This window comes from Aquabacterium sp. TM01, from assembly GCF_057808345.1.
This window is the reverse complement of sequence record NZ_AP046529.1, coordinates 2,270,728-2,295,100: the sequence shown is the minus strand read 5'-3', so window position 1 is coordinate 2,295,100 and position 24,373 is coordinate 2,270,728. Positions and strand designations below refer to the sequence as shown.

Sequence of the window (24,373 nt, the reverse complement as noted above, 5' to 3'; positions counted from 1 at the left end):
ACTGCACGCAGGCGCTGGATGCTCAGTCTTTGGCGCCAGCAGCCAGTGCGCGATCACGCTGGCGGCTGAGCGTGTCGGCAGATGGGAGTTGGTCCTTGCGTGTGGGCCAGCCTTGCAGATGCTGCTCTACCAGTTGGCCCAAGGCGCGCATCCAGTCCAGCTGGTCGTTGAGGCAGGGAATGTAATGGAACACCTTGCCGCCGCTACCCAAGAAGGCGGCCTTGCCCTCCATGGCGATCTCTTCCAGGGTTTCGATGCAGTCTGACACGAAACCTGGGCAAACCACATCCACCCGTGCCGTGCCCGCCTTGGCGAGCGCGTGCAACGTTGGCTCCGTGTAGGGCTCCAACCACTTGGCCTTGCCGAAGCGGCTCTGGAACGTGACCACATACTGCTCTCGGCTCAGCCCGAGTCGCTCGGCCAGCAGGCGCCCGGTCTTGAGGCATTCGCAGTGGTAGGGGTCGCCCAGATCCAGCGTGCGGCGCGGCATGCCGTGAAAGCTCATGAGCAGCTTGCCTTGATCGCCCAGCGGGCCGTTCTCCTGCCAGTGGCGGCGCACACTGTGGGCCAGCGCATCCAGATAGCCGGCGTCGTCGTGGAAACGGTTGATGTGACGCAGCTCGGGCAGCAGGCGGGTTTCACGGCCCCAGGCAAACACCTCGTCCATTACGCTGGCGGTGGTGGCGCCGGAATACTGCGGGTACAAGGGCACGACCAGGATGCGAGTGGTGCCCTCGGCTTTGAGCGCGCTCAGGGCCTTGTCAATGGCCGGCTCGCCGTAACGCATGGCGTGACGCACCAGCACCTGGTGGCCCATCTCGCCCAGAAAACCCTGCAGCAGCTTCGTTTGCTTTTCGGTCCAGACGCGCAGCGGCGAGCCGTCTGGCGTCCAGATGCTGGCGTACTTCGCTGCCGATTTGCGTGGCCGTACGCGCAAGATGATGCCGTGCAGGATGGGCTTCCACAGCAGGCGCGGGATCTCGACGACGCGTGGGTCGCTCAGAAACTGAGCCTGGTAGCGACGCAGGGCAGGGGCGGTGGGGGCTTCGGGGGTGCCGAGATTGACAAGCAAGACGCCGGTGCGGGGGGCTTGCCCATGGCGAAAAGCTGGTTCTGGCTGGGTGCTCATGGCGGGGACTTCTTGTGATGGGCCAGTTGAGTCAGCTCGGTGGTGATCTGACGGATGTCGATGGGTTTGGTCCAGTACCCGGTGAAGCCCGCGGCCTTGGCGCGGGCAATGTCCTCGGGCATGGCGTCGGCCGAGCACATGTAGGCGGGCACATCTGTCAGGCCGGGCACGGCGCGCAGGGCGTTCAGCAGGGCCAGCCCGTCCATGTCCGGCAGGTGGGCGTCGAGCACCAGCACCTCCGGCGCGCTCTGGGCGACCAGGTCGAGGGCGGATTGCCCGTCTTCGGCCACTGTCAGGGCCAGTTGTTCGTAGGGGCGCAGAGCCTCCTCGAACAACATGGCATTGATGCGGTTGTCTTCGACATACAGGACCTGCAGCGGGGCCTGATCTGGCAAGTCTGGAGTGGGCTGCATGGGCTGTTGGGGTGATCTGCCTGCGGACAGGGGCTCGTCGGAGTCAGGGGATGGCTCGGACGCCAGCCCAGGCACGCCTCGGTTCAAGGTGATGCTCACGCGGGTGCCCACACCCGGGCGGCTGTGGATCTGCAGTTCACCGTCCATGGCCTCGACCAGCGACCGGGTGATGATAAGGCCAAGCCCAGACCCCTCGATGTTGGACATTTCTTTGCCCAGTCTTTCAAAGGGTTGAAACAGGCGCGAGAGCTGCGCTTCACTCATGCCCAGCCCCGTGTCTTCGATGTGCAGTGCCAGCCGCCCGGCGTTCAAGGGCTCGACCGTGAAGCGCACCAGGCCCCCGGGGGTGTTGTACTTGATGGCATTGGAGCCCAGGTTCATCACGACCTGGCTGAGGCGCTGGCGGTCGGCCTGCACGATGCAGCCGGGGGCAATGTCACGTAGCAGGGTGATGCGCTGGCGGTGGGCCAAAGGCCCCAGCATGCTGATCCCGCGCTGGACGATGTCCGACAGGCTCAGCTCCTCGCTCAGGCACTGGAGGTAGCCCGTCTCGATTTGCTGCAGGTCCAGCACATCGTTGACCAGGGCGGTCAGGTGCTCGCTGGCGTTCAGAATGTGGCGGACATAGCCGAGGTGTCTCTCGCTGTCGCTCAAAGGTGACAGTTGGTGCTGCAGCAACTGCGCGAACCCGCTGATGGCATTGAGCGGGGTGCGGATCTCGTGACTCATGCGTGAGACAAAGGCACTCTTGGCCGCATTCGCGGCTTCGGCCGCCTGTCTGCCACGCTGCGTGTGCTCGGCCTCTTTGAGAGAGGTGATGTCCCGCGCCACAAACAGGATCTGCTTCTTGCCCATCGGGAGCAGACGGGCCTCGAAATAGCGCAGGACGCCGTCGTTCGTTTGTAACTCGTACTCCAGCTGTTGCGGCAGGCCGGAGCTTCGGACACGATCGATGGCCGCCTGCTGTAGCGCCGCGATCTCATCCGGCAACTCATGGCCGATGGCGTGGTTGCGCAGCTCTTCGATGGGGCGAATCAGAAGAGGGTGGGCGTCATGCCCATCCACATAGTTGTTGGCCTCGTCGAGCACGAACCAGATGTCGGGCAGGGCATGCAAGACCGCGCTCAGGCGGGCTTCGCTCTCACGCAGTTCGGCCTGCTGAATGTGGAGTTGCTGCTGGGCGTGACGCATCTCCATCTCGGTCTGAACCTGGCGGGTGACATCGCGGTTGGAGCCACGGTAGCCCATGAACTGCCCCTGACGGTCGAAGACGGGCAAGCCGCTGAGGCTGATGATCACGCGACCACGGGGCGTGACACGTTGCCCCAGCACGTTGCTGAACGGTTCACGGCGCGCGCGGGCCGCCATGAACTGGGCCCATTGCTCCGCGTATTCATCACCCGGCAGCGGCTCGTAGAAGTCCACGCCCTTGCAGCCAATCTCGTAATCCGGGTCCAGGCCCAGGTGCTGCACCATGCTGCTGGAGACCCAAACGAGCCGGCTCTCCCTATCGGTCTCCCACAGCCAGTCCTGACCGGCCAGGCTGGCGGTGCGCACCCGGGCGTCCATGCGGCGCGCGCGCTGCCCGCTCAATTCAGCCGCCAACAGGGCGCTCACCGCGCAGGCCACATCTGCCAAGCCGGCCATTTGATTGGCGTCCCAGTGGCGTGTCTCGGTGTCCATCACACACAACACGCCCAGGGTGTACTCCTCGACGATGAGCGGGTGTCCGGCATAGGCCGCAGGCCAGGCATCGGCAGGCAGATGGGCGGGGCGTTGCAGCTCCCGGGTGTCATGCGCCTGCCAGGGGCCATCGTGCCGCAGGGTCTGCGCACTCAGAGCATGCTCGCGGCTCTGCCGTCTGGGCAGTGCCCCCACGCCGGCCAACAGTTGCACACAGTGGGCATCGATCAGGTGAATGGCGGCCAGGGGGCTGGCCGTTTGCAAGGCAGCCAAGCGAGCCAGCGCCGCGAAGGCGGGCGGGGTCTCTGAAACTTCAAGCAGGCGCGTGGCGTGCAGCAGGGCCACACGGGTGTGTTCGGGGGTGACGGGACCTGACCAACTCATGCCAGCGGGCTCAGGACAAGGCCAGGGCGTGAGAGCGAGGCGGGCACAACAGGCACGGTCAGTACTGCGGCAGGGTGTCGGAGAAGCTCAGCACGTCAAAACGGATCTGTGTGCTGCTCGGGTCGTGAGGAGGCGCACCCAGCGCGATCACGCCGCTGCCGTGCAGGGTGCAGGTGCCCCGGCGCAAGGTCATGACCTGGTCATCGTGGTCGAACTTCACGTGGGTGCCGTTGTAGCTGAGGTCACTGAGGTAAAGCTGGCCGCTGTGCGATTCGATGCGCGCATGCGAGCGCGACACGCGGGCGTCACTCACGCAGAACTGTGCCTGGGGGCTGCGCCCCAGGATCACCGGCATGCTGGCGGTAGAAAACACCCGCTCGGCACCCATCCAGACCAGGCGAATGCCGTCCGGCATGTCCGAGGGCAGGGTGTCGAACACCACGGTGGACATGGTGTCGCCAAAGCGGCTGCGCTCCATGCGCACCACCGACACCGGCTCCTTGCGCCCACGCAGGTAGAGCTTGTCGATGCTGCGGAATCGGTCGAGGTGATCGGAGGGCAGTTGGCGCAACAGCTCGGCCGTGGTGAGGGTCTCGCTTTCACCAGCCAGATCGAGAAGGCGGGCCGCCACATTGACCGCATCGCCGAAGCAATCGCCATCGACCTCGATGGTTTCCCCCCAGGCCAGGGCAACCTTCAGCTTCACCGCGCCTTCTTTCGAGGCGGCGCACCCTTCGCCCGGCACGATGTGCTCCAGGGATTCATGCAGCGAGGTGGATGATTCGATGGCGCGCTCGGCGTTGTCGTAAACCGCCATGAGGCCGTCGCCCAGGGTTTTGACCACGCGCCCACCTGCTCGCTCAATGATCTGGCCCAGCAGCGCGAGGCTGTGGGTCACGAGGCGAGCGGCTTCCTTGTTGCCCAGCTTGAGGTAGAGCGCCGTGCTGCTGCGCAGGTCGGCAAACAGGATGGCTCTTTCCGTCGTGTTACCCATGAGGTGTGGTCTCGGTCAAGGAGCTTGGCGTCAGGTGTGAAGAAAACACGTTATCAAATGTGAATTTAGCAGCTCTGTATGAAAAAACCCGGCACAAGGCCGGGTTTGTGGTGCGCTGAGCACAAGGGCTTTTGCCCAGAATCACAGATTGTCGAGATAAGTGCGCAGCTTGTCTGACCGCGAGGGGTGCTTGAGCTTGCGGATGGCCTTGGCTTCGATCTGGCGGATGCGCTCGCGGGTGACGTCAAACTGCTTGCCGACTTCTTCCAGCGTGTGGTCGGTCGACATTTCGATGCCGAAGCGCATGCGCAGCACCTTGGCTTCGCGCGGCGTCAGGCTGTCGAGGATGTCCTTGACCACATCGCGCAGACCGGCCTGCATGGCAGCCTCGATCGGGGCGGTGTTGTTGGTGTCCTCGATGAAGTCACCCAGGTGGCTGTCGTCGTCGTCGCCGATCGGGGTTTCCATGGAGATCGGCTCTTTCGCGATCTTCATGATCTTGCGGACTTTGTCTTCCGGCATTTCCATCTTCTCGGCCAGCGTCGGGGCGTCGGGCTCGAAGCCGAATTCCTGCAGGTGCTGGCGCGAGATGCGGTTCATCTTGTTGATCGTTTCGATCATGTGAACCGGGATGCGGATGGTGCGGGCCTGGTCGGCGATCGAGCGCGTGATGGCCTGACGGATCCACCAGGTGGCGTAGGTCGAGAACTTGTAGCCGCGACGGTATTCGAACTTATCCACCGCCTTCATCAGGCCGATGTTGCCTTCCTGGATCAGGTCGAGGAACTGCAGGCCACGGTTGGTGTACTTCTTCGCGATCGAGATCACCAGACGCAGGTTGGCCTCGATCATTTCCTTCTTGGCGTCGCGCGAGGCCTTTTCGCCTTCGTTCATGCGCTTGTTGATCAGTTTCAGATCTTCAATGGGCACAACGGCCTTGGCCTGCAGGTCGATCAGCTTTTGCTGCAGTTCCTGGATGGCCGGCAGGCTGCGACCCATGACGGCGCTGTAAGGCTTGTTGGCCTGCGATTCCTTGACGGCCCACTCCAGGTTCAGGATGTTGGGCGGGAAGGTCTTGATGAACTGGTCTTGCGACATGCCGCACTTGTCGACCACGATCTTGCGCAGCTCACGCTCGGAGCGACGCACGTCGTCCACCTGGCCGCGCAGCAAGCCGCACAGACGCTCGATGATCTTGACGGTGAAGCGGATGGTCATCAGTTCGTGGCTGATGGCTTCCTGGGCCTTGTTGTACGAGGCCGACTTGTAGCCGTCTTTCTCGAAGGCCTTGGCCATCTTTTCGAAGTTCGTGCGCAGGGCATCGAACTTGACCAGGGCCTGGTTCTTCATTTCTTCCAGCTTCTTGGTCAGCGCCTTGGAGCCGCCATTGCCGTCGTCATCGTCCTCTTCGTCGAATTCGTCGAAGTCCTCCTCGGCCACGTAGTCATCGGCCTCGTCGGCGGCCACGAAGCCATCCACCACTTCGGTGATGGGGGACTCGCCCGCGCGGATCTTGTCGGCCAGCGTCAGGATTTCAGCGATGGTGGTGGGCGAGGCCGAGATGGCCAGCATCATGGCCTGCAGGCCACCTTCGATGCGCTTGGCGATTTCGATTTCGCCTTCACGCGTCAGCAGTTCGACCGTGCCCATTTCGCGCATGTACATGCGCACTGGGTCGGTCGTGCGGCCGAATTCGGAATCCACCGTGGACAGGGCGGCTTCGGCGGCTTCTTCGGCTTCCTCTTCGGTGGCCGTGGACTGTGCGCTGTTGGAGATCAGCAGCGTGGCGGCATCAGGGGCCTGTTCGTACACCGCCACGCCCATGTCGTTCAACATGGAGATGATGGCTTCGAGGATTTCGGCTTCGACCAGCTTTTCAGGCAAGTGGTCGTTGATTTCCTGGTGAGTCAGGAAACCACGGGTCTTGCCCAGCTTGATCAGGGTCTTGAGATCCTGACGGCGCTTGTTGACTTCTTCTTCGGTCAGCGTGGTGTCGTCGATGCCGAACTCGCGCATCAGCGCGCGTTCCTTGGCACGCGAGACCTTCATGCGCAGCGGCTTGGCCTTGGGCTTGTCCTCGCCCGCGGGTGCTTCGGCGGCAGCGGCCTCGGCTTCGTTGGCGTCGAGTTCGACTTCGAGTTCGGCCTCGATGTCGCCGACATCATCCTCGTCAAACGAAGCGGCCTTCTTGGCGGTTTTCTTGGCTGCAGGCGCATCGGCAACGGTTGCAGCCTTGGGCTTGCGACCGCGCTTCTTGGGTTCAGCGGCGGCGGATTCAGCAGTGGCGGCTTCCACGGCCTTGGCGACACGCACGACTTTGGAGACTTTCTTCTCGGTCACGTCGGTGTCGGGTGTGGCGGTCGTCACGGCGGATTTCGCGGCTTTTTTCGCGGTCATGCGCTTCCTCGGGAGAGATTGCAGGGGCTTGTCCAACCCTCCATTATCGCGCAAGCGATGGAGAGCGTCAAAAAATGGGGGCGAGAACGAGGGGCGTCAGGCGGCGTCCGGCGGTCCTCACCCAGATATGGGGCGGTGCTGGCTGATTTCAAGCTTGAGATCTTTTGTCAAACCGAAAAGTTCTTTTTTCCGTTTCTCGGCGCTCTCAGACAGTTCCCCAGATTCGAGTAATAAATTCAATTCTTCGTTCAGTGACACCAGCTCAATGGGTTTGATCAGGTACACCAAGCTCTGCACCGTGTCTTGGTCGTCTGGCAGTTCATGGAAATGGGCGATGCGGCGCGCCAGGGCCTTGAAGTGCGAGGTCTCGCTGACGTGTTCGGGGTCTTCGGGTTCGGCCGTCATCTGGCGCGTCAGTGCCTCGCGGGGCAGGGGGCCGTGGTTCAGCACGGTGTGGTCCAGCCAGCGGAAGAACTCGCCGTAAGGGGCAGCCTGGTCACACAGCAGGTCCTGGGTGGCGCTGGGCAGTTGCTCCCAGAAATCGCTGTGCGAGATCAGGGCCCAGACGATGCGGTCCAGCGGGGTGGCAGCCTGGGGCACGGGCCGTTGCACCACGGGGCTGCCCCGGCTTTGCCAGCGCGAACTGCCGCCGCTCTTCCAGGGCTTCCAGGGTTGGCCGTCGCGACGCCGGGTGGGCTCGGGCGGGGTGTAGGCGGCTTGGCCCTGCTCCGCGTAGACATCGGCCCAGGCCTCATTGCCCCCATCGGGCTCGAAGGTGGGGATGTGCCGATCGTCCATCGGGCCGGCGGGGGCGCCTTCGTCCTGCTCGAACGGGGGCGGGCCGCCATCGACGCTGCGCGTGCGTTCAACGCTGGTGCGGGGCGCTTGGCTGGTGCCGCGAGCGGCCGGCGTTTGGTGCTCGGCGATGCGGCGCCGCACCTCATCAGGGGCGGCGCGGGCCATCTGGGCGAGGTCGTCGGCGATCAAACCCTGGAGCGCACCTTCCGGGAACTGTGCGATCAGCGGAATGGCCTGCACCAGCAGGCGGGCGCGGCCCTCGGCGCTGTCGAGGTCACAGTCGGCACTGGCGTGCTCCAGCACCTGACGAGACAGGGGGACGGCCTTCTTGATGCAGGCCTCGAACGCCTCGGGGCCGAACTCGCGGATGTAGCTGTCCGGATCGTGCTCGGCTGGCAGGAAGAGGAAGCTGATGCGGCGCGTGTCGGTGGCGTGAGGCAGCACGGCTTCCAGCGCGCGCCCGGCGGCGCGCCGTCCCGCAGCGTCACCATCGAAACTGAACACCACCTGGTCGGTGAAACGGAACAGCTTTTGCGCGTGCTCGGCCGTGCAGGCGGTGCCCAGGGTGGCCACAGCGTTGCCATAACCCCACTGTGCCAGCGCCACCACGTCCATATAGCCTTCGGTGACGATGGCGTAGCCCTTGTTGCGCAGGGCGGCACGCCCTTCGAACAGGCCATACAGCTCACGCCCCTTGACGAACACCGGGGTCTCGGGCGAGTTCAGGTATTTGGGCTCGCCTTTGTCGAGCACGCGCCCGCCAAAGCCGATGACCTGGCCCTGAGGGTTGCGGATCGGGAACATGATCCGGTCGCGGAAGCGGTCGTAGCGCTTGCCTTCGGTATCGCCGTCCTGGGGCTCGTGGCTGATGACCAGCCCAGATTCGACCAGCAGCGGGTCGTCGTATTTCGGGAAGGCACTGGCCAGGCCGCGCCAGCTGTCGGGCGCGTAACCCAGGCCAAAGCGGGCCGCAATCTGCCCGCTCAGGCCGCGCGCCTTCAGGTAATCGATGGCGCGTGGGCTCTTCTTGAGTTGCTGCTTCCAGTGTTGGGCCGCCGTGGCCATCACATCGGTCAGCGAGGTCTGCTTTTCCTTGACCTGCTTCTGGCGCTCACGTTCTTGCGGGCTGATGTCCTCGTCGGGTACCTGCATGCCCTGCATCTGGGCGAGGTCCTTGACGGCGTCCACAAAGCCCAGGCCGCTGAACTCCATCAGGAAGCCCAGCGCATTGCCATGCACCCCGCAGCCAAAGCAGTGATAGGTTTGGCGCGAAGGGCTGACGATGAAGCTGGGGCTCTTTTCGCCGTGGAAAGGGCACAGGCCCTTGTAGTTGATGCCTGCCTTCTTCAGCGTGACGTAGCGACCCACGATGTCAGCGACATCGGTGCGGGCGAGCAGGTCTTGAATGAAGGACTGGGGGATCACTGGGGTGGCAAATAGAAAGGCGGGAGGCCAGAACGCAACGGCCCCGACGCGACAGGGCGGCGGGGCCGTTGCGGTCAGCCTGCGAGCAGGCTGAGGGGAAGCTTACTTGCTGAGGGCTTCGAGGGCACGCGCCGTGATCTCGTCGACCGAACCCAGGCCGGCAATCTTGCGGCACAGGGGAGCTTCGGCGTCGCCGGTGGCGGCCCATTGGCCATAGTAGTCCACCAGCGGACGGGTCTGCTGATGGTACACGTCCAGGCGCTTGCGCACGGTTTCTTCCTGGTCGTCGTCACGCTGGATGAGGTCTTCACCGGTGACGTCGTCCTTGCCTGCCACCTTGGGCGGGTTGAACACGACGTGATAGGTGCGGCCGGAGGCCACGTGCACGCGGCGACCGCTCATGCGTTCGATGATCGAGCTGTCGGGCACGTCGATTTCGAGCACGAAGTCGATCTTCACGCCAGCGGCCTTCATGGCTTCGGCTTGAGGAATGGTGCGGGGGAAACCGTCGAACAGGAAGCCGTTGGCGCAGTCGGCTTGCTGGATGCGCTCCTTGACCAAGCCGATGATGATGTCATCGCTGACCAGGCCGCCAGCGTCCATCACCTTCTTGGCGGCGAGGCCCATCTCGGTGCCAGCCTTGACGGCGGCACGCAGCATGTCACCCGTCGAGATCTGCGGAATGCCAAATTTCTGGCACAGAAAGGCTGCTTGTGTGCCTTTGCCGGCGCCGGGCGCGCCCAACAGAATCAGTCTCATGTATGTCCTCGGTGTCCGATGATGCTGCGGCCCGAGGGGGATCGGGCTGCGTTAACAACCATGAAGGATATCACGCATACCCCCTCGCTCAGGTGGGGCATGCGCACTGTCTTGTACAAGACCTGGTGGTTCATGCACCAAAAAGGGCGCGGACGCGGGCCAGGTCTTCGGGTGTGTCGACGCCAGCGCCAGGCGCCTGGGGGGTCACGTGCACTGCGATGCGTTCACCATGCCAAAGCACGCGCAACTGCTCCAGCGACTCCAGACGCTCCAGCGGACTGACCGACAGTTGCGGGAAACGGCGCAGAAACCCGGCACGGTAGCCGTAGATGCCAATGTGGCGCAGAGGCGTGTCGGCGCCTGCCGCGGGTTGGCCCGCGACGGGGGCGTCGCGCCACCAGGGGATCGGGGCCCGCGAGAAGTACAGCGCCCGGCCTTGCACATCGGTAACGACCTTGACCACATTCGGGTTGGCGAAGTGGGCCGGGTCCTCGATGGGGTGAGCGGCCGTGCTGACCACGCAGTCCGGGCGCTGCGCCAGTTGCGCGGCGCACGCGTTGATCAAGTCGGGGTCGATCAGGGGCTCGTCGCCCTGCACGTTCACCACGGCGTCGTCACCGTCCAGACCGAGCAACTCACACGCTTCGGCCAGACGATCGCTGCCGGTCGGGTGGTCTGCGCGGGTCATCACGCACCGCACGCCGTGGGCCTCACAGGCCGCGCGGATGCGATCGTTGTCGGTGGCCACCACGACCTGGTGGGCCTGGCTCTGCGCGGCGCGCTGGGCCACGCGCACCACCATGGGCAGACCGGCGATGTCGGCCAGCGGCTTGTCTGGCAGGCGGGTGGAGGCCAGGCGGGCGGGGATCAGGACGGTGAAGCCCATGCTCAGGCCTCCGGGGTGGTGCCCGGCACGACCGGCAAGTCCTGCTCATCCAGGGGCAGGGCTTCGCTTTCCAGCATCACGGGGATGCCGTCGCGGATGGGGAAGGCCAGGCGGTCGGCGCGGCAGATCAGGTGGTCGCTTTGCGGTGGGCGGTGCAGGGGCCCTTTGCAGACGGGGCAGACCAGCAGTTCGATGAGGCGAGTGTCCATGACAGGGGCAGTCAGGTGAGGGGCGCCGCCGCAGGGCGGGCGCGTGTGGGACGGAGGGGGAGGCGGTTCAGGGCCGCATCCAGATGGGCCCAGAAGGCATCTTCAGGGCAGAAGTCTAGCCCCGCGACCCAGACCCGTGTGAGCGGGCGTTCTTGTCGCAGGCGGATCGGGCTGAGCTTGATGGCGTCCTTTTCGGTGACGATCAGGTCCATGGCGGCATCGTCCCACGGGAGCTGGCTGAAGTCGGCGTGGTCGGCCAGAGGGAGGCCTTGCACGATGTAGCCGAGTTCTTGCAGTGCTTGGAAAAAACGTTGGGGCTGCGCGATGCCAGCCAGGGCCAGCACGGTATCGCCGGACTGTGGCGGGCGGGGGGCGAGGGCGCTGTCGGCGGGGGGCGATTGCCACCATTGCGCCAGGCTGCACAGTGGGGCCATGCGGCGTTGTCCGGTGAAGCCGGGCAGCGGGGTGCTGGCGTGGGCAGCGTTGTACAGCACCAGGGGCGGAGCTTGCAGGCCAGGTGTGTCCGGGCTGTCGATGGGTTCGCGCAGGGGGCCGGCTGGCAGCAGCCAGCCATTGCCTTGGCCACGTTCGTCGAACACGATGACCTCGATGTCGCGTTGCAGCTTCAGATGCTGCAGGCCGTCGTCGCACACCAGGATGTCGAGTTTGGGGTGGGTCGCAAGCAGCGCCAGTCCACCGTGCGCCCGGTCGCGGCCAATGGCCATGGGGGCGTGGGTGCGACGCCAGATCAGCAAGGGCTCGTCGCCCGTTTCTGTGGCGCTCAGCGACGCTTCGGTGCTGGCATCGAGCAGGCGATGCGCAGGCGCGTCCTCGCTGGCTTTGTAGCCGCGGGTCAGCACACCGGGCTGCAGGCCGCGGGCTTGCAGGTGCTGCAGGATGGCAATGGTGGTGGGGGTTTTGCCTGCGCCCCCGACGATGCGGTTGCCCACCACCAGCACCGGCACCGGCAGGCGTACGGAGGGCCACCACCCCTGCCGGAAACCGAACCGACGCAGGCGCACCAGCGCTGCCATCAGCACGGAGATCGGCCACAGGGCACAGGCCAGTAGGCCACGGTGCAACCAGGCGCGGTTGAGGTGCTCGGCGAGGCGGCTCATGGGTCAACGGCACCCGCTGCGGGCACCAAACGGTCAGGGGGCGGAGGGGGCGGCGCCGTCGTGCTGGCCTTGCGTGGCAAAGGTCAGTTGCGTCAGTCCCACGCGCCGCGCGGCATCCATCACGTTGATCACGCTCTGGTGTGAGGCCTGGGCGTCCGCGTTGATGATGACCACGGTGTCTTTGGCGTTGCCGGTAACCTGAGCCAGGCTGGCCGCGAGCGTCTCGATGCCCCGGCCCGCCAGCATGCGCTGGTTGACCATGTAGCGACCATCTGCGGCCACCAGCACGATGATTTCTGCGGGACGCGACTTGCTGGCTTGCGCATTGGCCGTCGGCAGGTTGATCTTGAGTTCGGTGACCTTGGAGTAGGTCGTGGTCAGCATCAGGAAGATGAGGATGACCAACAACACGTCGATGAACGGGATCAGGTTGATCTCGGGGTCTTCGTGCGGGCGCCGCTTGCGGAAATTCATCGCCATGGCTGAAGGGACTCAGGCGCCGTTGCGTTTGCCAGGCAGACGCAGCAGGTGTTGCATCATGCGCTCGGCTGCCTCTTCCATCGCCATGGTGTAGCCATCGATGCGGGTGCGGAAGTGGCGGTGGCAGATCAGGGCGGGGATGGCCACGATCAGGCCGAAGGCCGTGTTGTACAGCGCCACGGAAATGCCATGGGCCAGCGTGGTCGGGTCGGTGCCCACGCTGCCGTTGGCGCCACCGGAGGCTCCGAAAATCTCGATCATGCCGATCAGGGTGCCCAGCAGCCCCAGCAGGGGGGCCGCGCTGGCAATCGTTCCCAGGGCGTTGAGGTAGTGTTCCATCTGGTGCACGGCCTTGCGACCGGCAGCTTCAAAGGCCAGTCGCAGCTTGTCTTCGGAGATGCGTGGGTCGGCCGCGGCCGCGCTCAGGCCCTCGGCCAGCAGTTGCCCCATCACCGAGTTGTCGGCGAGCTTGTCCAGCGTGTCGGCCGACGGCAAGCCGCCGCGGGTGACCGTGATGACTTCGTCAACGAGGCGAGGGGGGGTGACGCGACTGGGCCTGAGGCTCAGGAAGCGTTCGACGACCAGGGCGAGGCCCACGATGGAGCAAAGGACCAGCGGAATGATGGGCCAGCCGGCAGCTTGTAAGATCGACAACAACGAAAGACTCCCTGTGAACGCGTTCGTGGGCGGACTTGGTGAAGCGCTGATTATGGGCTGGAAAATCAGCCTCTCGCGTTGCGGTGACGCGCTGTTTCATCCCCTGGATTTCCCCGTGTGACCGGACAAAGTCATCCACCGTTCCTGTGGATAACTTTGTGGGTAAGCCGTGGGTCACGGCGCCAGGGCCCCGAAAATACGTGCTAAACCTTGGTTTGCTTATTTTTTAAGCAACGCAAAACATATATGAATCAACGGCTTATGACGTTACTGATGTGCTCCTTCCTTGGTAGGGGATGCCCTCTTGGGTATGCGCACGTCTGTGGATTTGTCCCCCTGTTCCAGGGTGCAGGGGGCTCGCGGTGAATCGTTGGGGCGAAACGGGAGATCGGCCGCTGGCCAGGGTGTGGGGCGTGGCGGCCCTGGTGCAGGCCATCGGCGACACGCTGGCCACCCGGTTTGCAGGGTGCGTGGTGCGGGGCGAGATCAGTGGCTTCACGCGGGCAGCCAGTGGCCACGGCTACTTCACGCTCAAGGACGAACGCGGCCAGGCTTCCTTGCGCTGTGCCATGTTTCGGCGCGCCTTGTCGCAGGTGGACTTTCAGCCCGCCGAGGGCATGCTGGTGGAGGCACGCGGCAACCTGGCGGTGTACGAGGCGCGCGGTGAGTTGCAGATGGTGGTCGAGGGCTTGCAACGGGCTGGCGCGGGCGCTTTGTACGAGCAGTTCTTGCGTCTGAAAGCAAAGCTGGAGGCCGAGGGGCTGTTTGATGCGGAGAGAAAGCGGCCGATACCGAGTTATCCGCGTCGCATCGGGGTGGTGACCTCGCTGGCTGCAGCCGCCTTGCACGACGTGTTGACGGCGTTGGCACGGCGTGTGCCGCATGTCGAGGTGCTTGTCTCGCCGGCAGCGGTGCAGGGGGCAGAAGCCCCGGCGCAACTGGTGCAGGCCCTGGCGGCCTTGTCGCTGGCGCACCGCGGCGGCACGCCGCTGGATGCGGTGATCGTGTGCCGGGGCGGTGGCTCCATGGAGGACCTGTGGTCGTTCAATGACGAGCGGGTGGTACGTGCCGTGGTGGGGTGTCCGGTGCCCGTGATCAGTGGGGTGGGCCACGAGACCGATGTCACGCTGGTGGACTTTGCGGCCGACCTGCGTGCGCCCACGCCGACGGCGGCGGCGGAGATGGTGGCGCGCGATCGCGGCGACGCGTTGGCACAACTGGACGCACTGGCGCAGCACCTGTCGCACCGGATGGGGCAACGTCTGGATGGTCAGGCGCAGCGTCTGGACCAGATGGCGTTTCGCCTGGCACGCCCCTCGCAACTGCTGGGGCAGCACGGGCAGCGCCTGCACATGGCCGAGCACCGCATGCTGGCGGCCTGTCAGCGACGCGTTCAGGGCGCAGAGCAAGCCTTGCCGGTGTTGCGGGCCCGCCTGGTGCGCGCCACGGCGAGTCAACTGGCACAAGCGCAAGCACGCCTGGAGGCGCGTGGTGACCGGCTCAATGCCTTGAGTCCGCAGCGCGTGCTGGAGCGTGGTTATGCCTGGCTGGCGGATGCGGGCGGGCATGCGATCACGGGTGTGGATCAGGTTGAAGTAGGGCAGCCGGTGTCGGCCACCCTGGCGGATGGCTTGTTGCACCTGCGCGTCACCGAGGCCGAGGGCAGTGGCCCGGATGGGGTGTCCATAAGCCCTGCACCGTGACGGGCCATGCTTCCACATGCTGGAGTCTCCTTCAGCTGTGCCTACAATCGTGATCGATTTCACCACCCATCCATCAGAGGATCAGCACCATGGCACATACGCTTCCCCCACTGCCGTACGCTCAAGACGCTCTGGCTCCGCACATCAGCGCCGAGACCTTCGAGTACCACTACGGCAAGCACCATCAGGCTTACGTCACCAACCTGAACAACCTGATCCCCGGCACCGAGTTTGAAGCTCTGTCGCTGGAAGAGATCGTCAAGAAGTCCAGCGGTGGCATCTACAACAACGCCGCCCAGGTCTGGAACCACACCTTCTTCTGGAGCTGCATGAAGCCCAATGGCGGTGGCGCACCGACCGGCAAGCTGGCTGACGCCATCAACGCCAAGTTCGGCAGCTACGACGCTTTCAAGGAAGCCTTCACCAAGTCGGCCGTGGGCAACTTCGGCTCCGGCTGGACTTTCCTGGTCAAGAAGGCCGACGGCTCGGTGGACATCGCCAACTTTGGCCCGGCCGGCACCCCGCTGACCACCGGTGACACCGCCCTGTTGACCATCGATGTGTGGGAGCATGCCTACTACATCGACTACCGCAATGCCCGCCCGAAGTTCGTGGAAACCTTCCTGAACAGCCTGGTGAACTGGGACTTCGCCGCCAAGAACTTCGGTTGATTCCCGACGTTTTTCGCATCAAAGCCGGGCTTGTCCCGGCTTTTTCATTGGGTCAATGTGCAGAGTGTTTGCCCCTTTGGACGAGGGTTGAAAAGTTTTGCCCGACGTGGCAGCACGGAATCTTCATCGGTGCTACATTGACTGCTTCTTTACGGCCCTTCCCGTCGCCCTTGCTCGATTTGGTCTCCAAGCAGTCAGCAAGGCGGGTCGCAATCCGCCAACCGGTCAAGCCGTGTCGCGGAAGGTTTTATCAACCAGCCAATGTCTCAGGAAACCTGAGAGTGAGGTGAGCGAAATGATGCAGCAGTTCAGGTCGAACTCGTACCTGTTCGGGGGTAATGCCCCCTATGTCGAAGAGTTGTACGAGGCCTATCTCGACAACCCCGGTTCCGTGCCAGATAACTGGCGCTCCTACTTCGACGCCCTCCAGAACGTCCCAGCCGGCGACGGCACCGACCAGCGCGATGTGGCCCATGCCCCCGTGGTCGAGTCGTTTGCCCAGCGTGCCAAGGCCAATGCCTTCATGGTCAAGACCAGCTCTGCTGATCTGGCCGTGGCCCGCAAGCAGGTTCACGTTCAGTCCCTGATCGCTGCCTATCGCTTCCTCGGTTCCCGCTGGGCGGATCTCGATCCGCTCAAGCGTCAGGAACGTCCGAACATTCCTGAACTCGACCCGACCTTCTACGGTTTCGTCGAGTCCGACAAGGAAATCTCGTTCAGCGCCACCAACACGTACTTCACCAAGGCCGAGCACATGACCTTGCGCGAAATGGTGCAGGCCCTGCGTGAGACCTACTGCGGCAGCATCGGCGCCGAGTTCATGCACATCACCGATCCCGGTGAGAAGCGCTGGTGGCAGGAAAAGCTCGAGAGCGTGCGCTCCAAGCCCACCTACACCGTCGAGAAGAAAAAACACATCCTCGATCGCCTGACGGCCGCCGAAGGTCTGGAGCGTTTCCTCCACACCAAGTACGTGGGCCAGAAGCGCTTCTCGCTGGAAGGTGGTGAAAGCTTCATCGCCTCCATGGACGAGCTGATCCAGCTTGCCGGTGAAAAGGGCGTGCAGGAAATCGTGATCGGCATGGCCCACCGTGGTCGCCTGAACGTGCTGGTCAACACCCTGGGCAAGCAGCCCAAGGAGCTGTTCTCCGAGTTCGATCACACCGCACCCGAAGACCTGCCAGCCGGTGACGTGAAGTACCACCAGGGCTTCAGCTCCGACGTGACCACACGTGGCGGCCCGGTTCACCTGTCGCTGGCCTTCAACCCGTCTCACCTTGAAATTGTGAATCCGGTGGTCGAGGGCTCGGTGCGCGCCCGCATGGACCGTCGTGGTGATCACCGTGCCGATCAGGTGCTGCCGATCCTGGTGCACGGTGACGCCGCTTTCGCCGGTCAAGGTGTGAACCAGGAAACCCTGGCGCTGGCCCAGACGCGTGGCTACACCACCGGCGGCACGGTTCACATCATCATCAACAACCAGATCGGTTTCACCACCTCTGACCCGCGCGACCTGCGCTCCACCCTTTATTGCACGGACATCGTCAAGGGTGTGGAGTCGCCGGTGCTGCACGTCAATGGTGACGATCCGGAAGCCGTGGTCTTTGCGACCGAGTTGGCCCTGGAATACCGCATGGCCTTCCGCAAGGACGTGGTCGTTGACATCATCTGCTTCCGCAAGCTGGGCCACAACGAGCAGGACACGCCGAGCCTGACCCAGCCGCTGATGTACAAGAAGATCGCTGCTCACCCCGGCACGCGCAAGCTGTACGCCGACAAGCTGTCAGCCCAAGGCATGGGTGCGACGCTGGGTGACGACATGGCCAAGGCCTATCGCGCCGCCATGGACGAAGGCCGCCACACCATTGACCCGGTGCTGACCAACTACCAACGCAAGCATGCGGTGGACTGGTCGCCTTACCTGGGCAAGAAGTGGACCGACGGTGGCGACACCGCCATTCCGCTGGCCGAGTGGAAGCGTCTGTCCGAGCGTTTGACCACGCTGCCTGACAGCATCTCGCCGCACCAGTTGGTGAAGAAGGTGTACGCCGATCGCGCCGCGATGGGCCGTGGCGAGATCAATGTGGACTGGGGGATGGGCGAGCACATGGCGTTCGCCTCGCTGGTGGCTTCGGGCTATCCGGTGCGTCTGTCGGGTGAAGACTGCGGTCGCGGTACCTTCACCCACCGTCACGCCGTCATCCACGATCAGAACCGCGAAAAGTGGGACGTGGGCACCTACGTGCCGCTGCAGAACGTGGCCGACAACCAGGCACCGTTCGTCGTCATCGACTCCATCTTGTCGGAAGAGGCCGTGCTGGCCTTCGAATACGGCTACGCCGGTTCGGACCCCAACAGCCTGGTGATCTGGGAAGCCCAGTTCGGCGACTTCGCCAACGGCGCCCAGGTGGTGATCGACCAGTTCATCGCCTCGGGTGAAGTGAAGTGGGGCCGTGCCAACGGCCTGACCATGATGCTGCCGCACGGCTACGAAGGCCAAGGCCCTGAGCACAGCTCGGCGCGCCTGGAGCGCTTCATGCAGTTGGCGGCCGACAACAACATGCAGATCGTGCAGCCGACCACGGCCAGCCAGATCTTCCACGTGTTGCGTCGTCAGATGGTGCGCATGTTCCGCAAGCCGCTGGTCATCATGACGCCCAAGTCGCTGCTGCGTAACAAGGATGCCACCTCGCCGCTGATCGAGTTCACGCGTGGTGAGTTCCGCACCGTGATTGGTGAGGTCGATGAAGCCATCGACGCAGCGAAGGTCAAGCGCGTGATCTGCTGTTCGGGCAAGGTCTATTACGACCTGGTCAAGAAGCGCGCCGAGAAGAAGTCGTTCGACACGGCCATCGTCCGTGTGGAGCAGCTCTATCCCTTCCCGCACAAGGCGTTCGCCGCTGAACTGAAGAAGTATCCCAACCTGAGCGAGTTGGTGTGGTGCCAGGACGAGCCTCAGAACCAGGGTGCCTGGTTCTTCGTGCAGCACTACATCCACGAGAACATGGCTGAAGGCCAGAAGCTGGGCTATGCAGGGCGTCCTGCATCCGCTTCGCCGGCAGTGGGTTATGCCCACCTGCACCAGGAACAGCAGAAAGCTTTGCTGGACCAGGCATTCGCCAAGCTCAAGGGCTTCGTTCTCACCAAGTAAGGTTTTGGCGGTCCAGGCGTGCCTGTGACCCGGTCCGAGCGGTTGGCCCACGAAGGGCGCCAGACGGGCAGGGCACGCCAAGAGTGACCGCAACAGGAGATACACATCATGGCAATCATTGAAGTCAAGGTTCCTCAGTTGTCCGAGTCGGTGGCAGAAGCCACCCTGTTGCAGTGGAAGAAAAAGGCCGGCGAAGCTGTCGCCGCCGATGAAATCCTGATCGAGATCGAGACCGACAAGGTCGTGCTGGAAGTGCCGGCCCCCGGCGCAGGCGTCCTGGTCGAATTGGTCCGCAATGACGGCGACTCCGTGGCGAGCGACGAAGTCATCGCCCGCATCGATACCGAAGCCAGTGCTGGCGTCGTGGCGGCTCCAGCTGCTGCCGCTCCCGCCGCTGTTGCGTCGGCCGCTGCACCTGCTGCAGCCGTCGCCACCGGTGGCAACAAGGGTGATGTGGCGATGCCCGCTGCCGCCAAGCTGTTGGCTGAAGCCGGCCTGAGCGCGTCTCAGGTGGCCGGCTCTGGCAAAGATGGTCGTGTGACCAAGGGTGACGCGCTGGCCGCAGTGGCCGGTGGTGCCAAGGCCGCTGTCGCTGCGCCGGCTGCGCCCGCCATCCCGACGGGTGTGCCCACCAAGGCATTGCCCGCCGTTCAGCTGCCTTCCGCAGGCCCGAGCCTGGGTGAGCGTCCTGAGCAGCGCGTGCCGATGAGCCGTCTGCGTGCCCGTGTGGCCGAGCGTCTGCTGCAGTCGCAAGCCACCAACGCCATCCTGACGACCTTCAACGAAGTGAACATGGCCCCGGTCATGGCGCTGCGCAAGAAGTTCCAGGACAAGTTCGAGAAGGAACACGGCGTCAAGCTGGGCTTCATGAGCTTCTTCGTCAAGGCAGCTGTGCACGCCCTGAAGAAGTACCCGGTGATCAACGCCTCGGTGGACGGCAACGACATCGTCTATCACGGCTACTTCGACATCGGCGTGGCCGTGGGTTCGCCCCGTGGTCTGGTGGTGCCGGTGCTGCGCAACGCTGACCAGATGACCTTCGCGGAAATCGAAAAGAAGATTGCCGAGTTCGGTCAAAAGGCGCGTGACGGCAAGCTGGGTCTGGAAGAGCTGACCGGCGGTACGTTCTCGATCTCCAACGGCGGCACTTTCGGCTCCATGCTGTCGACCCCGATCATCAACCCGCCGCAATCGGCCATCCTGGGCGTGCACGCGACCAAGGATCGCGCTGTGGTGGAAGACGGTCAGGTCGTGGTGCGCCCGATCAACTATCTGGCCATGTCCTATGACCACCGCATCATCGACGGCCGCGAAGCCGTGCTGGGTCTGGTGGCCATGAAGGAAGCGCTGGAAGATCCGTCGCGCCTGCTGTTCGACATCTGATTTTTGAGTTTTGCGGCCGGGCGGGCCTCACAAGGGCTCGCTCGGGATCTGCATCTACCCACACAGAGAGCAAGCCATGTCCCACGCTGATGAACTGGAACGACTGGCCACGCTGCGCGATCGCGGCGTGATCAGTGAAGAGGAGTTTCAGCAGTTGAAGACGCGCATCATCCAGGGTGGCGTGACGCCGCCCATGGGTGGCCCGGTGCTGTCGAGTGTGAACCGCCTGCGGCGTTCGCGTGATGATCGATGGTTGGGCGGCGTGTGCGGCGGCGTGGCGCGTCTGACCGGGATGGAGTCCTGGGTCTGGCGGATGGCGTTTGCCTTGCTGTTTCTGTTCTGGGGTGCAGGCCTGCTGCTCTACATCCTGCTGTGGATCTTCGTTCCGGACGAATGATCTCGACTCAACCTGCTGAACACCACCACATCATGTCCAATCAATTCGACGTCATCGTCATCGGCGGCGGCCCCGGCGGCTACATCGCCGCCATCCGTGCGGCCCAACTGGGCAACAAGGTTGCCTGCATCGACGAGTGGAAGAATGCCAAGGGCGGCGCAGCCCCCGGCGGCACCTGCACGAACGTGGGTTGCATCCCCTCCAAGGCCCTGCTGCAATCGTCCGAACACTTCGACCACGCGTCGCACCACTTCGCTGACCACGGCATCACCGTGGGCGAGTTGAAGATGGACGTGTCCAAGATGATTGCCCGCAAGGACACCGTCGTCAAACAGAACAACGACGGCATCCTCTACCTGTTCAAGAAGAACAAGGTCAGCTTCTTCCATGGCCGCGGTTCGTTCGTGAAGGCCGTTGAAGGCGGCTACGAGATCGCCGTCGCCGGTGAGAAGGCCGAGACCCTGGTCGGCAAGCACATCATCGTGGCCACCGGCTCGAATGCCCGCGCTTTGCCGGGTACGCCTTTCGATGAAAAGCAGATCCTGTCGAACGACGGCGCGCTGGCGATCGGCGACGTGCCCAAGAAACTGGGCGTGATCGGCTCGGGCGTGATCGGCCTGGAAATGGGTTCGGTCTGGCGCCGTCTGGGTGCTGAGGTGACCGTGCTGGAAGCCATGCCGACCTTCCTGGGTGCCGTGGACGAACAGGTGGCCAAGGAAGCCCAGAAGATCTTCACCAAGCAGGGCTTGAGCCTGCAACTGGGCGTGAAGATCGGCGACATCAAGGCCGCCAAGAAGGGCGTGACCGTGGCCTACACGGACGCCAAGGGCGCCGAGCAGAAGCTGGAATGCGACAAGCTGATCATCTCGATCGGCCGCGTGCCCAACACCATCGGTTTGAACACCGAGGTTGTGGGCCTGCAACTGGACGAGCGTGGCGCCATCGTGGTCAACGACAACTGCCAGACCAACCTGCCCAATGTGTGGGCGGTGGGTGACGTGGTGCGTGGCCCGATGCTGGCGCACAAGGCTGAAGAAGAAGGTGTGGCCGTGGCCGAGCGCATTGCCGGTCAGCATGGTCACGTCAACTTCAACACGATTCCCTGGGTGATTTACACCAGCCCGGAGATCGCCTGGGTCGGCAAGACCGAGCAGGCGCTGAAAGCGGAGGGCCGTGCCTACAAGGCCGGTTCCTTCCCCTTCTTGGCCAACGGCCGTGCCCGTGCGCTGGGTGACACCACCGGCTTCGTGAAGTTCTTGGCCGATGCCGCCACGGACGAGATTCTGGGCGTGCACATCATCGGCCCGATGGCCAGCGAGCTGATCTCCGAAGCCGTGGTGGCGATGGAGTTCAAGGCCAGCGCCGAAGACATCGCGCGCATTTGCCACGCGCACCCGAGCCTGAGCGAAGCGACCAAGGAAGCGGCTCTGGCTGTGGACAAGCGGACGCTGAACTTCTGATCTTGCTGCGGCAATATCATCGGAGGGGCGGCTTGGCTGCCCCTTTTTCTTGTCACTTGACGTGTTGATCCATGACGAAGCCTGCCATTTCCGTGACCAAGCTGTATGAGCAAAGCCTGGTCGAGCGGGGCTACAAAGCCGATGCCGCTCAGCTCAAGGGCATTGCCGCGCTGCAGCGTTGCCAGGACGAATGGTCTGCCTACAAAGGCCAACGCTCGAACGCCTTGACGAAGATGCTGCGTTACCCCGTTTTGCCCAAGGGCGTGTACCTGTACGGCGGGGTGGGGCGCGGCAAGAGCTTCATCATGGATTGCTTTTTCAATGCGCTCCCCATCCAGCGCAAGACGCGCTTGCACTTTCACGAGTTCATGCGCGAGGTGCACCGCCAGTTGCATGAACTCAAGGGCGTGCAGGACCCGCTGGAGGTGCTGGCCAAGCGCATGGCGCGCAAGCACCGGCTGATCTGTTTTGACGAGTTCCACGTGGCCGATGTGACGGACGCGATGATCTTGCACCGCCTGCTGGACGCGATGTTCCGCAACCGCATGAGCATCGTCACGACCTCGAACTTCCATCCGGACGAGCTGTACCCGAACGGCTTGCACCGTGATCGCATCCTGCCGGCCATCGAGCTGCTCAAGAGCCAGCTGGAGGTGGTGAACGTGGACAGCGGCACCGACTACCGTCGTCGCACGCTGGAGCTGGCCAATCTGTACCTCACCCCGCTCAACGACGACACCGAGCGCGAGATGAGCGAAGTCTTCGGCAAGCTGGCCGAGTCGGCCGACGAAGACCCCAAGCTGAACATCGAGCACCGCGTGCTGCAGGCCCGTCGCAAGGCCGGTGGGGTGGTGTGGTTCGACTTCCACACCTTGTGTGGCGGGCCGCGTTCACAGAACGACTATCTGGAGTTGGCCAACCAGTTCCACACCGTGATGCTCAGCAATGTGCCGCACATGCCGGTGCGTCTGGCGTCCGAAGCGCGGCGCTTCACCTGGCTGGTGGACGTGCTGTACGACCGTCGGGTCAAGCTGGTGATGTCGGCGGCCGTGCCACCCGAGGAGCTGTACACCGAGGGCCCGATGTCGCACGAATTCCCTCGCACCGTGTCGCGCCTCAACGAGATGCAGTCGAAGGAATACCTGAGCGAGGAGCGCCGCCTGGTGGACACCTCGCTGACCTGAGCCAGGTCTGAGCGAGGGGCGCCGGGGGCTTACTCCTCGACGCGAACCAAGGCGAGCGACAGGTTGTCACCACCGCCTCGTGCGCGATGACGCGCCTTGGCCACCAGCATCTCGGCGGCTTCACGCGGAGGCAGAGTGTGCACGATGGCGCCCAGCTCCTTGGGCGTGAAGTAGTGCCACAGGCCGTCTGAGCAGGCCAGCAAGGTGTCGCCAGGGTGGAGGTAGTTGATGTGCTTCATGCCCAGCGGCGGCTCGGTCGGGCTGCCCAGGCATCCGGTCAGCAGGTTCGACTGCGGGTGGGTGTTGGCTTCATCTTCCGTGATCTGGCCTTCGTTGATCAGGCGTTGCACGTAGGAGTGGTCGGTGGTGCGAAACACCATGTCGGCACCACTGAAGTGGTAGACGCGGCTGTCACCAATGTGGGCGATGCAGGCCGAGCGATCCGGGTTGATGATGAAGGCCGCCAGGGTGCTGTGCGGTTCTTCCTCGGCCGAGATGGCCGTGAGCTTGATCATCAGGTGGGCTTCTTCGGCCAGCTGCTTGAGGAACTGCTCAGGCAGATCGTGAGTGGCCGAGTAGCGCTCGAACAGTTGCTTGGCCGTCAAGATGACCTGATCCGCGGCTTTGCGCCCACCACTTTTGCCCCCCATGCCATCGGCCACGACGGCCAGCAGGCATCCTGCCGCGCGGGCGTGGGGAAGGATCTCGACCTGATCTTGTTGGTAGGCCCGGTCTCCGCGGTGGGTGCCTGTGGTGGCGACGAGGCGGAAACTGGTGGAAGAAGACGTCATGGGGAAAACTATAATGCCTAAACGCCCTGCTTCCGGTCACGCCGAAGCAGGAACATCCCTTGGACACGCCCCCTGAACAGGGTCTTCAGCGCCTTCATGCAATCGAATCTGCATTCCCCGCAACGGCAGCTCATCGAGCTGCGCATGGAGCATGCGGATCTCGACAACCTCATCGACCGCGCGGCCGACCAGGTGCCTTTCGACGAGCTCAGCCTGCGGCGCCTGAAAAAGCGCCGCCTGATGTTGCGTGACGAGATCACCCGGCTGGAGTTGATGCTCGACCCCAAGGAGCCGGCCTGAT

At 63.8% G+C, this 24,373-nt stretch carries 20 protein-coding genes; 8 read left to right on the top strand and 12 right to left on the bottom strand.

Features of this window, described 5'->3' with window-relative positions:
- Positions 1–22: 22 nt before the first annotated feature.
- The 11 genes from hemH to AC3WW4_RS10390 form a co-directional block, all read right to left on the bottom strand.
- Entirely contained in the window at positions 23–1,129 is a 1,107-nt protein-coding gene (hemH, locus tag AC3WW4_RS10440; protein WP_488828380.1) for a ferrochelatase, read from the bottom strand.
- Entirely contained in the window at positions 1,126–3,609 is a 2,484-nt protein-coding gene (locus AC3WW4_RS10435) for an ATP-binding protein (protein WP_488828379.1), read from the bottom strand. The genes hemH and AC3WW4_RS10435 overlap by 4 nt, the downstream gene beginning before the upstream one ends.
- Positions 3,610–3,667: 58 nt before the next feature.
- Positions 3,668–4,603 (bottom strand): FHA domain-containing protein, encoded by a 936-nt coding sequence (locus tag AC3WW4_RS10430; protein ID WP_488828378.1) that lies wholly within the window; start codon positions 4,601–4,603, stop codon positions 3,668–3,670.
- Between the two features lie 141 nt (positions 4,604–4,744).
- Complete coding sequence (gene rpoD, locus AC3WW4_RS10425; protein ID WP_488828377.1) at positions 4,745–7,000, bottom strand: RNA polymerase sigma factor RpoD; 2,256 nt, start codon at positions 6,998–7,000, stop codon at positions 4,745–4,747.
- A gap of 117 nt (positions 7,001–7,117) precedes the next feature.
- A complete protein-coding gene (gene dnaG / locus AC3WW4_RS10420; RefSeq protein ID WP_488828376.1) occupies positions 7,118–9,223 on the bottom strand; it encodes a DNA primase in 2,106 nt (701 codons plus the stop codon).
- A gap of 102 nt (positions 9,224–9,325) precedes the next feature.
- On the bottom strand, positions 9,326–9,982 hold the full coding sequence (gene adk / locus AC3WW4_RS10415) for an adenylate kinase (protein WP_488828375.1): 657 nt from the start codon (positions 9,980–9,982) through the stop codon (positions 9,326–9,328).
- Positions 9,983–10,112: 130 nt separating this feature from the next.
- Entirely contained in the window at positions 10,113–10,868 is a 756-nt protein-coding gene (kdsB, locus tag AC3WW4_RS10410; protein WP_488828374.1) for a 3-deoxy-manno-octulosonate cytidylyltransferase, read from the bottom strand.
- Positions 10,869–10,870: 2 nt separating this feature from the next.
- The gene (locus AC3WW4_RS10405; protein ID WP_488828373.1) at positions 10,871–11,077 is read right to left on the bottom strand and encodes a Trm112 family protein; all 207 of its coding nucleotides are present in this window, start codon (positions 11,075–11,077) and stop codon (positions 10,871–10,873) included.
- Between the two features lie 11 nt (positions 11,078–11,088).
- Positions 11,089–12,195 (bottom strand): tetraacyldisaccharide 4'-kinase, encoded by a 1,107-nt coding sequence (gene lpxK, locus AC3WW4_RS10400; RefSeq protein ID WP_488828371.1) that lies wholly within the window; start codon positions 12,193–12,195, stop codon positions 11,089–11,091.
- Positions 12,196–12,228: 33 nt separating this feature from the next.
- The gene (locus tag AC3WW4_RS10395) at positions 12,229–12,669 is read right to left on the bottom strand and encodes an ExbD/TolR family protein (protein WP_488829732.1); all 441 of its coding nucleotides are present in this window, start codon (positions 12,667–12,669) and stop codon (positions 12,229–12,231) included.
- An 18-nt stretch (positions 12,670–12,687) separates the two neighbouring features.
- On the bottom strand, positions 12,688–13,332 hold the full coding sequence (locus tag AC3WW4_RS10390; RefSeq protein WP_488828369.1) for a MotA/TolQ/ExbB proton channel family protein: 645 nt from the start codon (positions 13,330–13,332) through the stop codon (positions 12,688–12,690).
- A 362-nt stretch (positions 13,333–13,694) separates the two neighbouring features.
- Here AC3WW4_RS10390 and xseA point away from each other — a divergent pair, with 362 nt between their 5' ends.
- The 7 genes from xseA (at position 13,695) to zapE (ending at position 23,281) form a co-directional block, all read left to right on the top strand.
- Complete coding sequence (xseA, locus tag AC3WW4_RS10385; protein ID WP_488828368.1) at positions 13,695–15,035, top strand: exodeoxyribonuclease VII large subunit; 1,341 nt, start codon at positions 13,695–13,697, stop codon at positions 15,033–15,035.
- A gap of 89 nt (positions 15,036–15,124) precedes the next feature.
- On the top strand, positions 15,125–15,706 hold the full coding sequence (locus AC3WW4_RS10380) for a superoxide dismutase (RefSeq protein ID WP_488828367.1): 582 nt from the start codon (positions 15,125–15,127) through the stop codon (positions 15,704–15,706).
- Positions 15,707–16,001: 295 nt separating this feature from the next.
- On the top strand, positions 16,002–18,857 hold the full coding sequence (locus AC3WW4_RS10375; protein ID WP_488829731.1) for a 2-oxoglutarate dehydrogenase E1 component: 2,856 nt from the start codon (positions 16,002–16,004) through the stop codon (positions 18,855–18,857).
- A gap of 108 nt (positions 18,858–18,965) precedes the next feature.
- Entirely contained in the window at positions 18,966–20,240 is a 1,275-nt protein-coding gene (gene odhB / locus AC3WW4_RS10370; protein ID WP_488828366.1) for a 2-oxoglutarate dehydrogenase complex dihydrolipoyllysine-residue succinyltransferase, read from the top strand.
- Positions 20,241–20,316: 76 nt separating this feature from the next.
- Entirely contained in the window at positions 20,317–20,637 is a 321-nt protein-coding gene (locus tag AC3WW4_RS10365; RefSeq protein ID WP_488828365.1) for a PspC domain-containing protein, read from the top strand.
- Between the two features lie 32 nt (positions 20,638–20,669).
- Positions 20,670–22,097: a dihydrolipoyl dehydrogenase gene (gene lpdA / locus AC3WW4_RS10360; protein WP_488828364.1), complete on the top strand. Its 1,428-nt coding sequence runs from the start codon at positions 20,670–20,672 to the stop codon at positions 22,095–22,097.
- A 71-nt stretch (positions 22,098–22,168) separates the two neighbouring features.
- Positions 22,169–23,281, top strand: coding sequence for a cell division protein ZapE (zapE, locus tag AC3WW4_RS10355; RefSeq protein WP_488828362.1), 1,113 nt, complete (start codon positions 22,169–22,171; stop codon positions 23,279–23,281).
- 29 nt (positions 23,282–23,310) lie between these two features.
- Here the strand turns inward: zapE and AC3WW4_RS10350 are convergent, their stop codons facing one another.
- A complete protein-coding gene (locus tag AC3WW4_RS10350) occupies positions 23,311–24,072 on the bottom strand; it encodes a PP2C family protein-serine/threonine phosphatase (protein ID WP_488828361.1) in 762 nt (253 codons plus the stop codon).
- Positions 24,073–24,168: 96 nt separating this feature from the next.
- On the opposite strand from AC3WW4_RS10350, the gene AC3WW4_RS10345 reads away from it, so the two are divergent.
- Positions 24,169–24,372: a YdcH family protein gene (locus tag AC3WW4_RS10345; RefSeq protein WP_488828360.1), complete on the top strand. Its 204-nt coding sequence runs from the start codon at positions 24,169–24,171 to the stop codon at positions 24,370–24,372.
- Position 24,373 lies beyond the last annotated feature (1 nt).

Excerpts from the sequence above, each read along its gene's own strand:
- hemH (WP_488828380.1), bottom strand. The coding sequence starts at position 1,129 with ATGAGCACCCAGCCAGAACCAGCTTTTCGCCATGGGCAAGCCCCCCGC.
- AC3WW4_RS10435 (WP_488828379.1), bottom strand. The coding sequence starts at position 3,609 with ATGAGTTGGTCAGGTCCCGTCACCCCCGAACACACCCGTGTGGCCCTG.
- AC3WW4_RS10430 (WP_488828378.1), bottom strand. The coding sequence starts at position 4,603 with ATGGGTAACACGACGGAAAGAGCCATCCTGTTTGCCGACCTGCGCAGC.
- rpoD (WP_488828377.1), bottom strand. The coding sequence starts at position 7,000 with ATGACCGCGAAAAAAGCCGCGAAATCCGCCGTGACGACCGCCACACCC.
- adk (WP_488828375.1), bottom strand. The coding sequence starts at position 9,982 with ATGAGACTGATTCTGTTGGGCGCGCCCGGCGCCGGCAAAGGCACACAA.
- kdsB (WP_488828374.1), bottom strand. The coding sequence starts at position 10,868 with ATGGGCTTCACCGTCCTGATCCCCGCCCGCCTGGCCTCCACCCGCCTG.
- AC3WW4_RS10405 (WP_488828373.1), bottom strand. The coding sequence starts at position 11,077 with ATGGACACTCGCCTCATCGAACTGCTGGTCTGCCCCGTCTGCAAAGGG.
- lpxK (WP_488828371.1), bottom strand. The coding sequence starts at position 12,195 with ATGAGCCGCCTCGCCGAGCACCTCAACCGCGCCTGGTTGCACCGTGGC.
- AC3WW4_RS10395 (WP_488829732.1), bottom strand. The coding sequence starts at position 12,669 with ATGAATTTCCGCAAGCGGCGCCCGCACGAAGACCCCGAGATCAACCTG.
- AC3WW4_RS10380 (WP_488828367.1), top strand. The coding sequence starts at position 15,125 with ATGGCACATACGCTTCCCCCACTGCCGTACGCTCAAGACGCTCTGGCT.
- AC3WW4_RS10375 (WP_488829731.1), top strand. The coding sequence starts at position 16,002 with ATGATGCAGCAGTTCAGGTCGAACTCGTACCTGTTCGGGGGTAATGCC.
- odhB (WP_488828366.1), top strand. The coding sequence starts at position 18,966 with ATGGCAATCATTGAAGTCAAGGTTCCTCAGTTGTCCGAGTCGGTGGCA.
- AC3WW4_RS10365 (WP_488828365.1), top strand. The coding sequence starts at position 20,317 with ATGTCCCACGCTGATGAACTGGAACGACTGGCCACGCTGCGCGATCGC.
- lpdA (WP_488828364.1), top strand. The coding sequence starts at position 20,670 with ATGTCCAATCAATTCGACGTCATCGTCATCGGCGGCGGCCCCGGCGGC.
- zapE (WP_488828362.1), top strand. The coding sequence starts at position 22,169 with ATGACGAAGCCTGCCATTTCCGTGACCAAGCTGTATGAGCAAAGCCTG.
- AC3WW4_RS10350 (WP_488828361.1), bottom strand. The coding sequence starts at position 24,072 with ATGACGTCTTCTTCCACCAGTTTCCGCCTCGTCGCCACCACAGGCACC.
- AC3WW4_RS10345 (WP_488828360.1), top strand. The coding sequence starts at position 24,169 with ATGCAATCGAATCTGCATTCCCCGCAACGGCAGCTCATCGAGCTGCGC.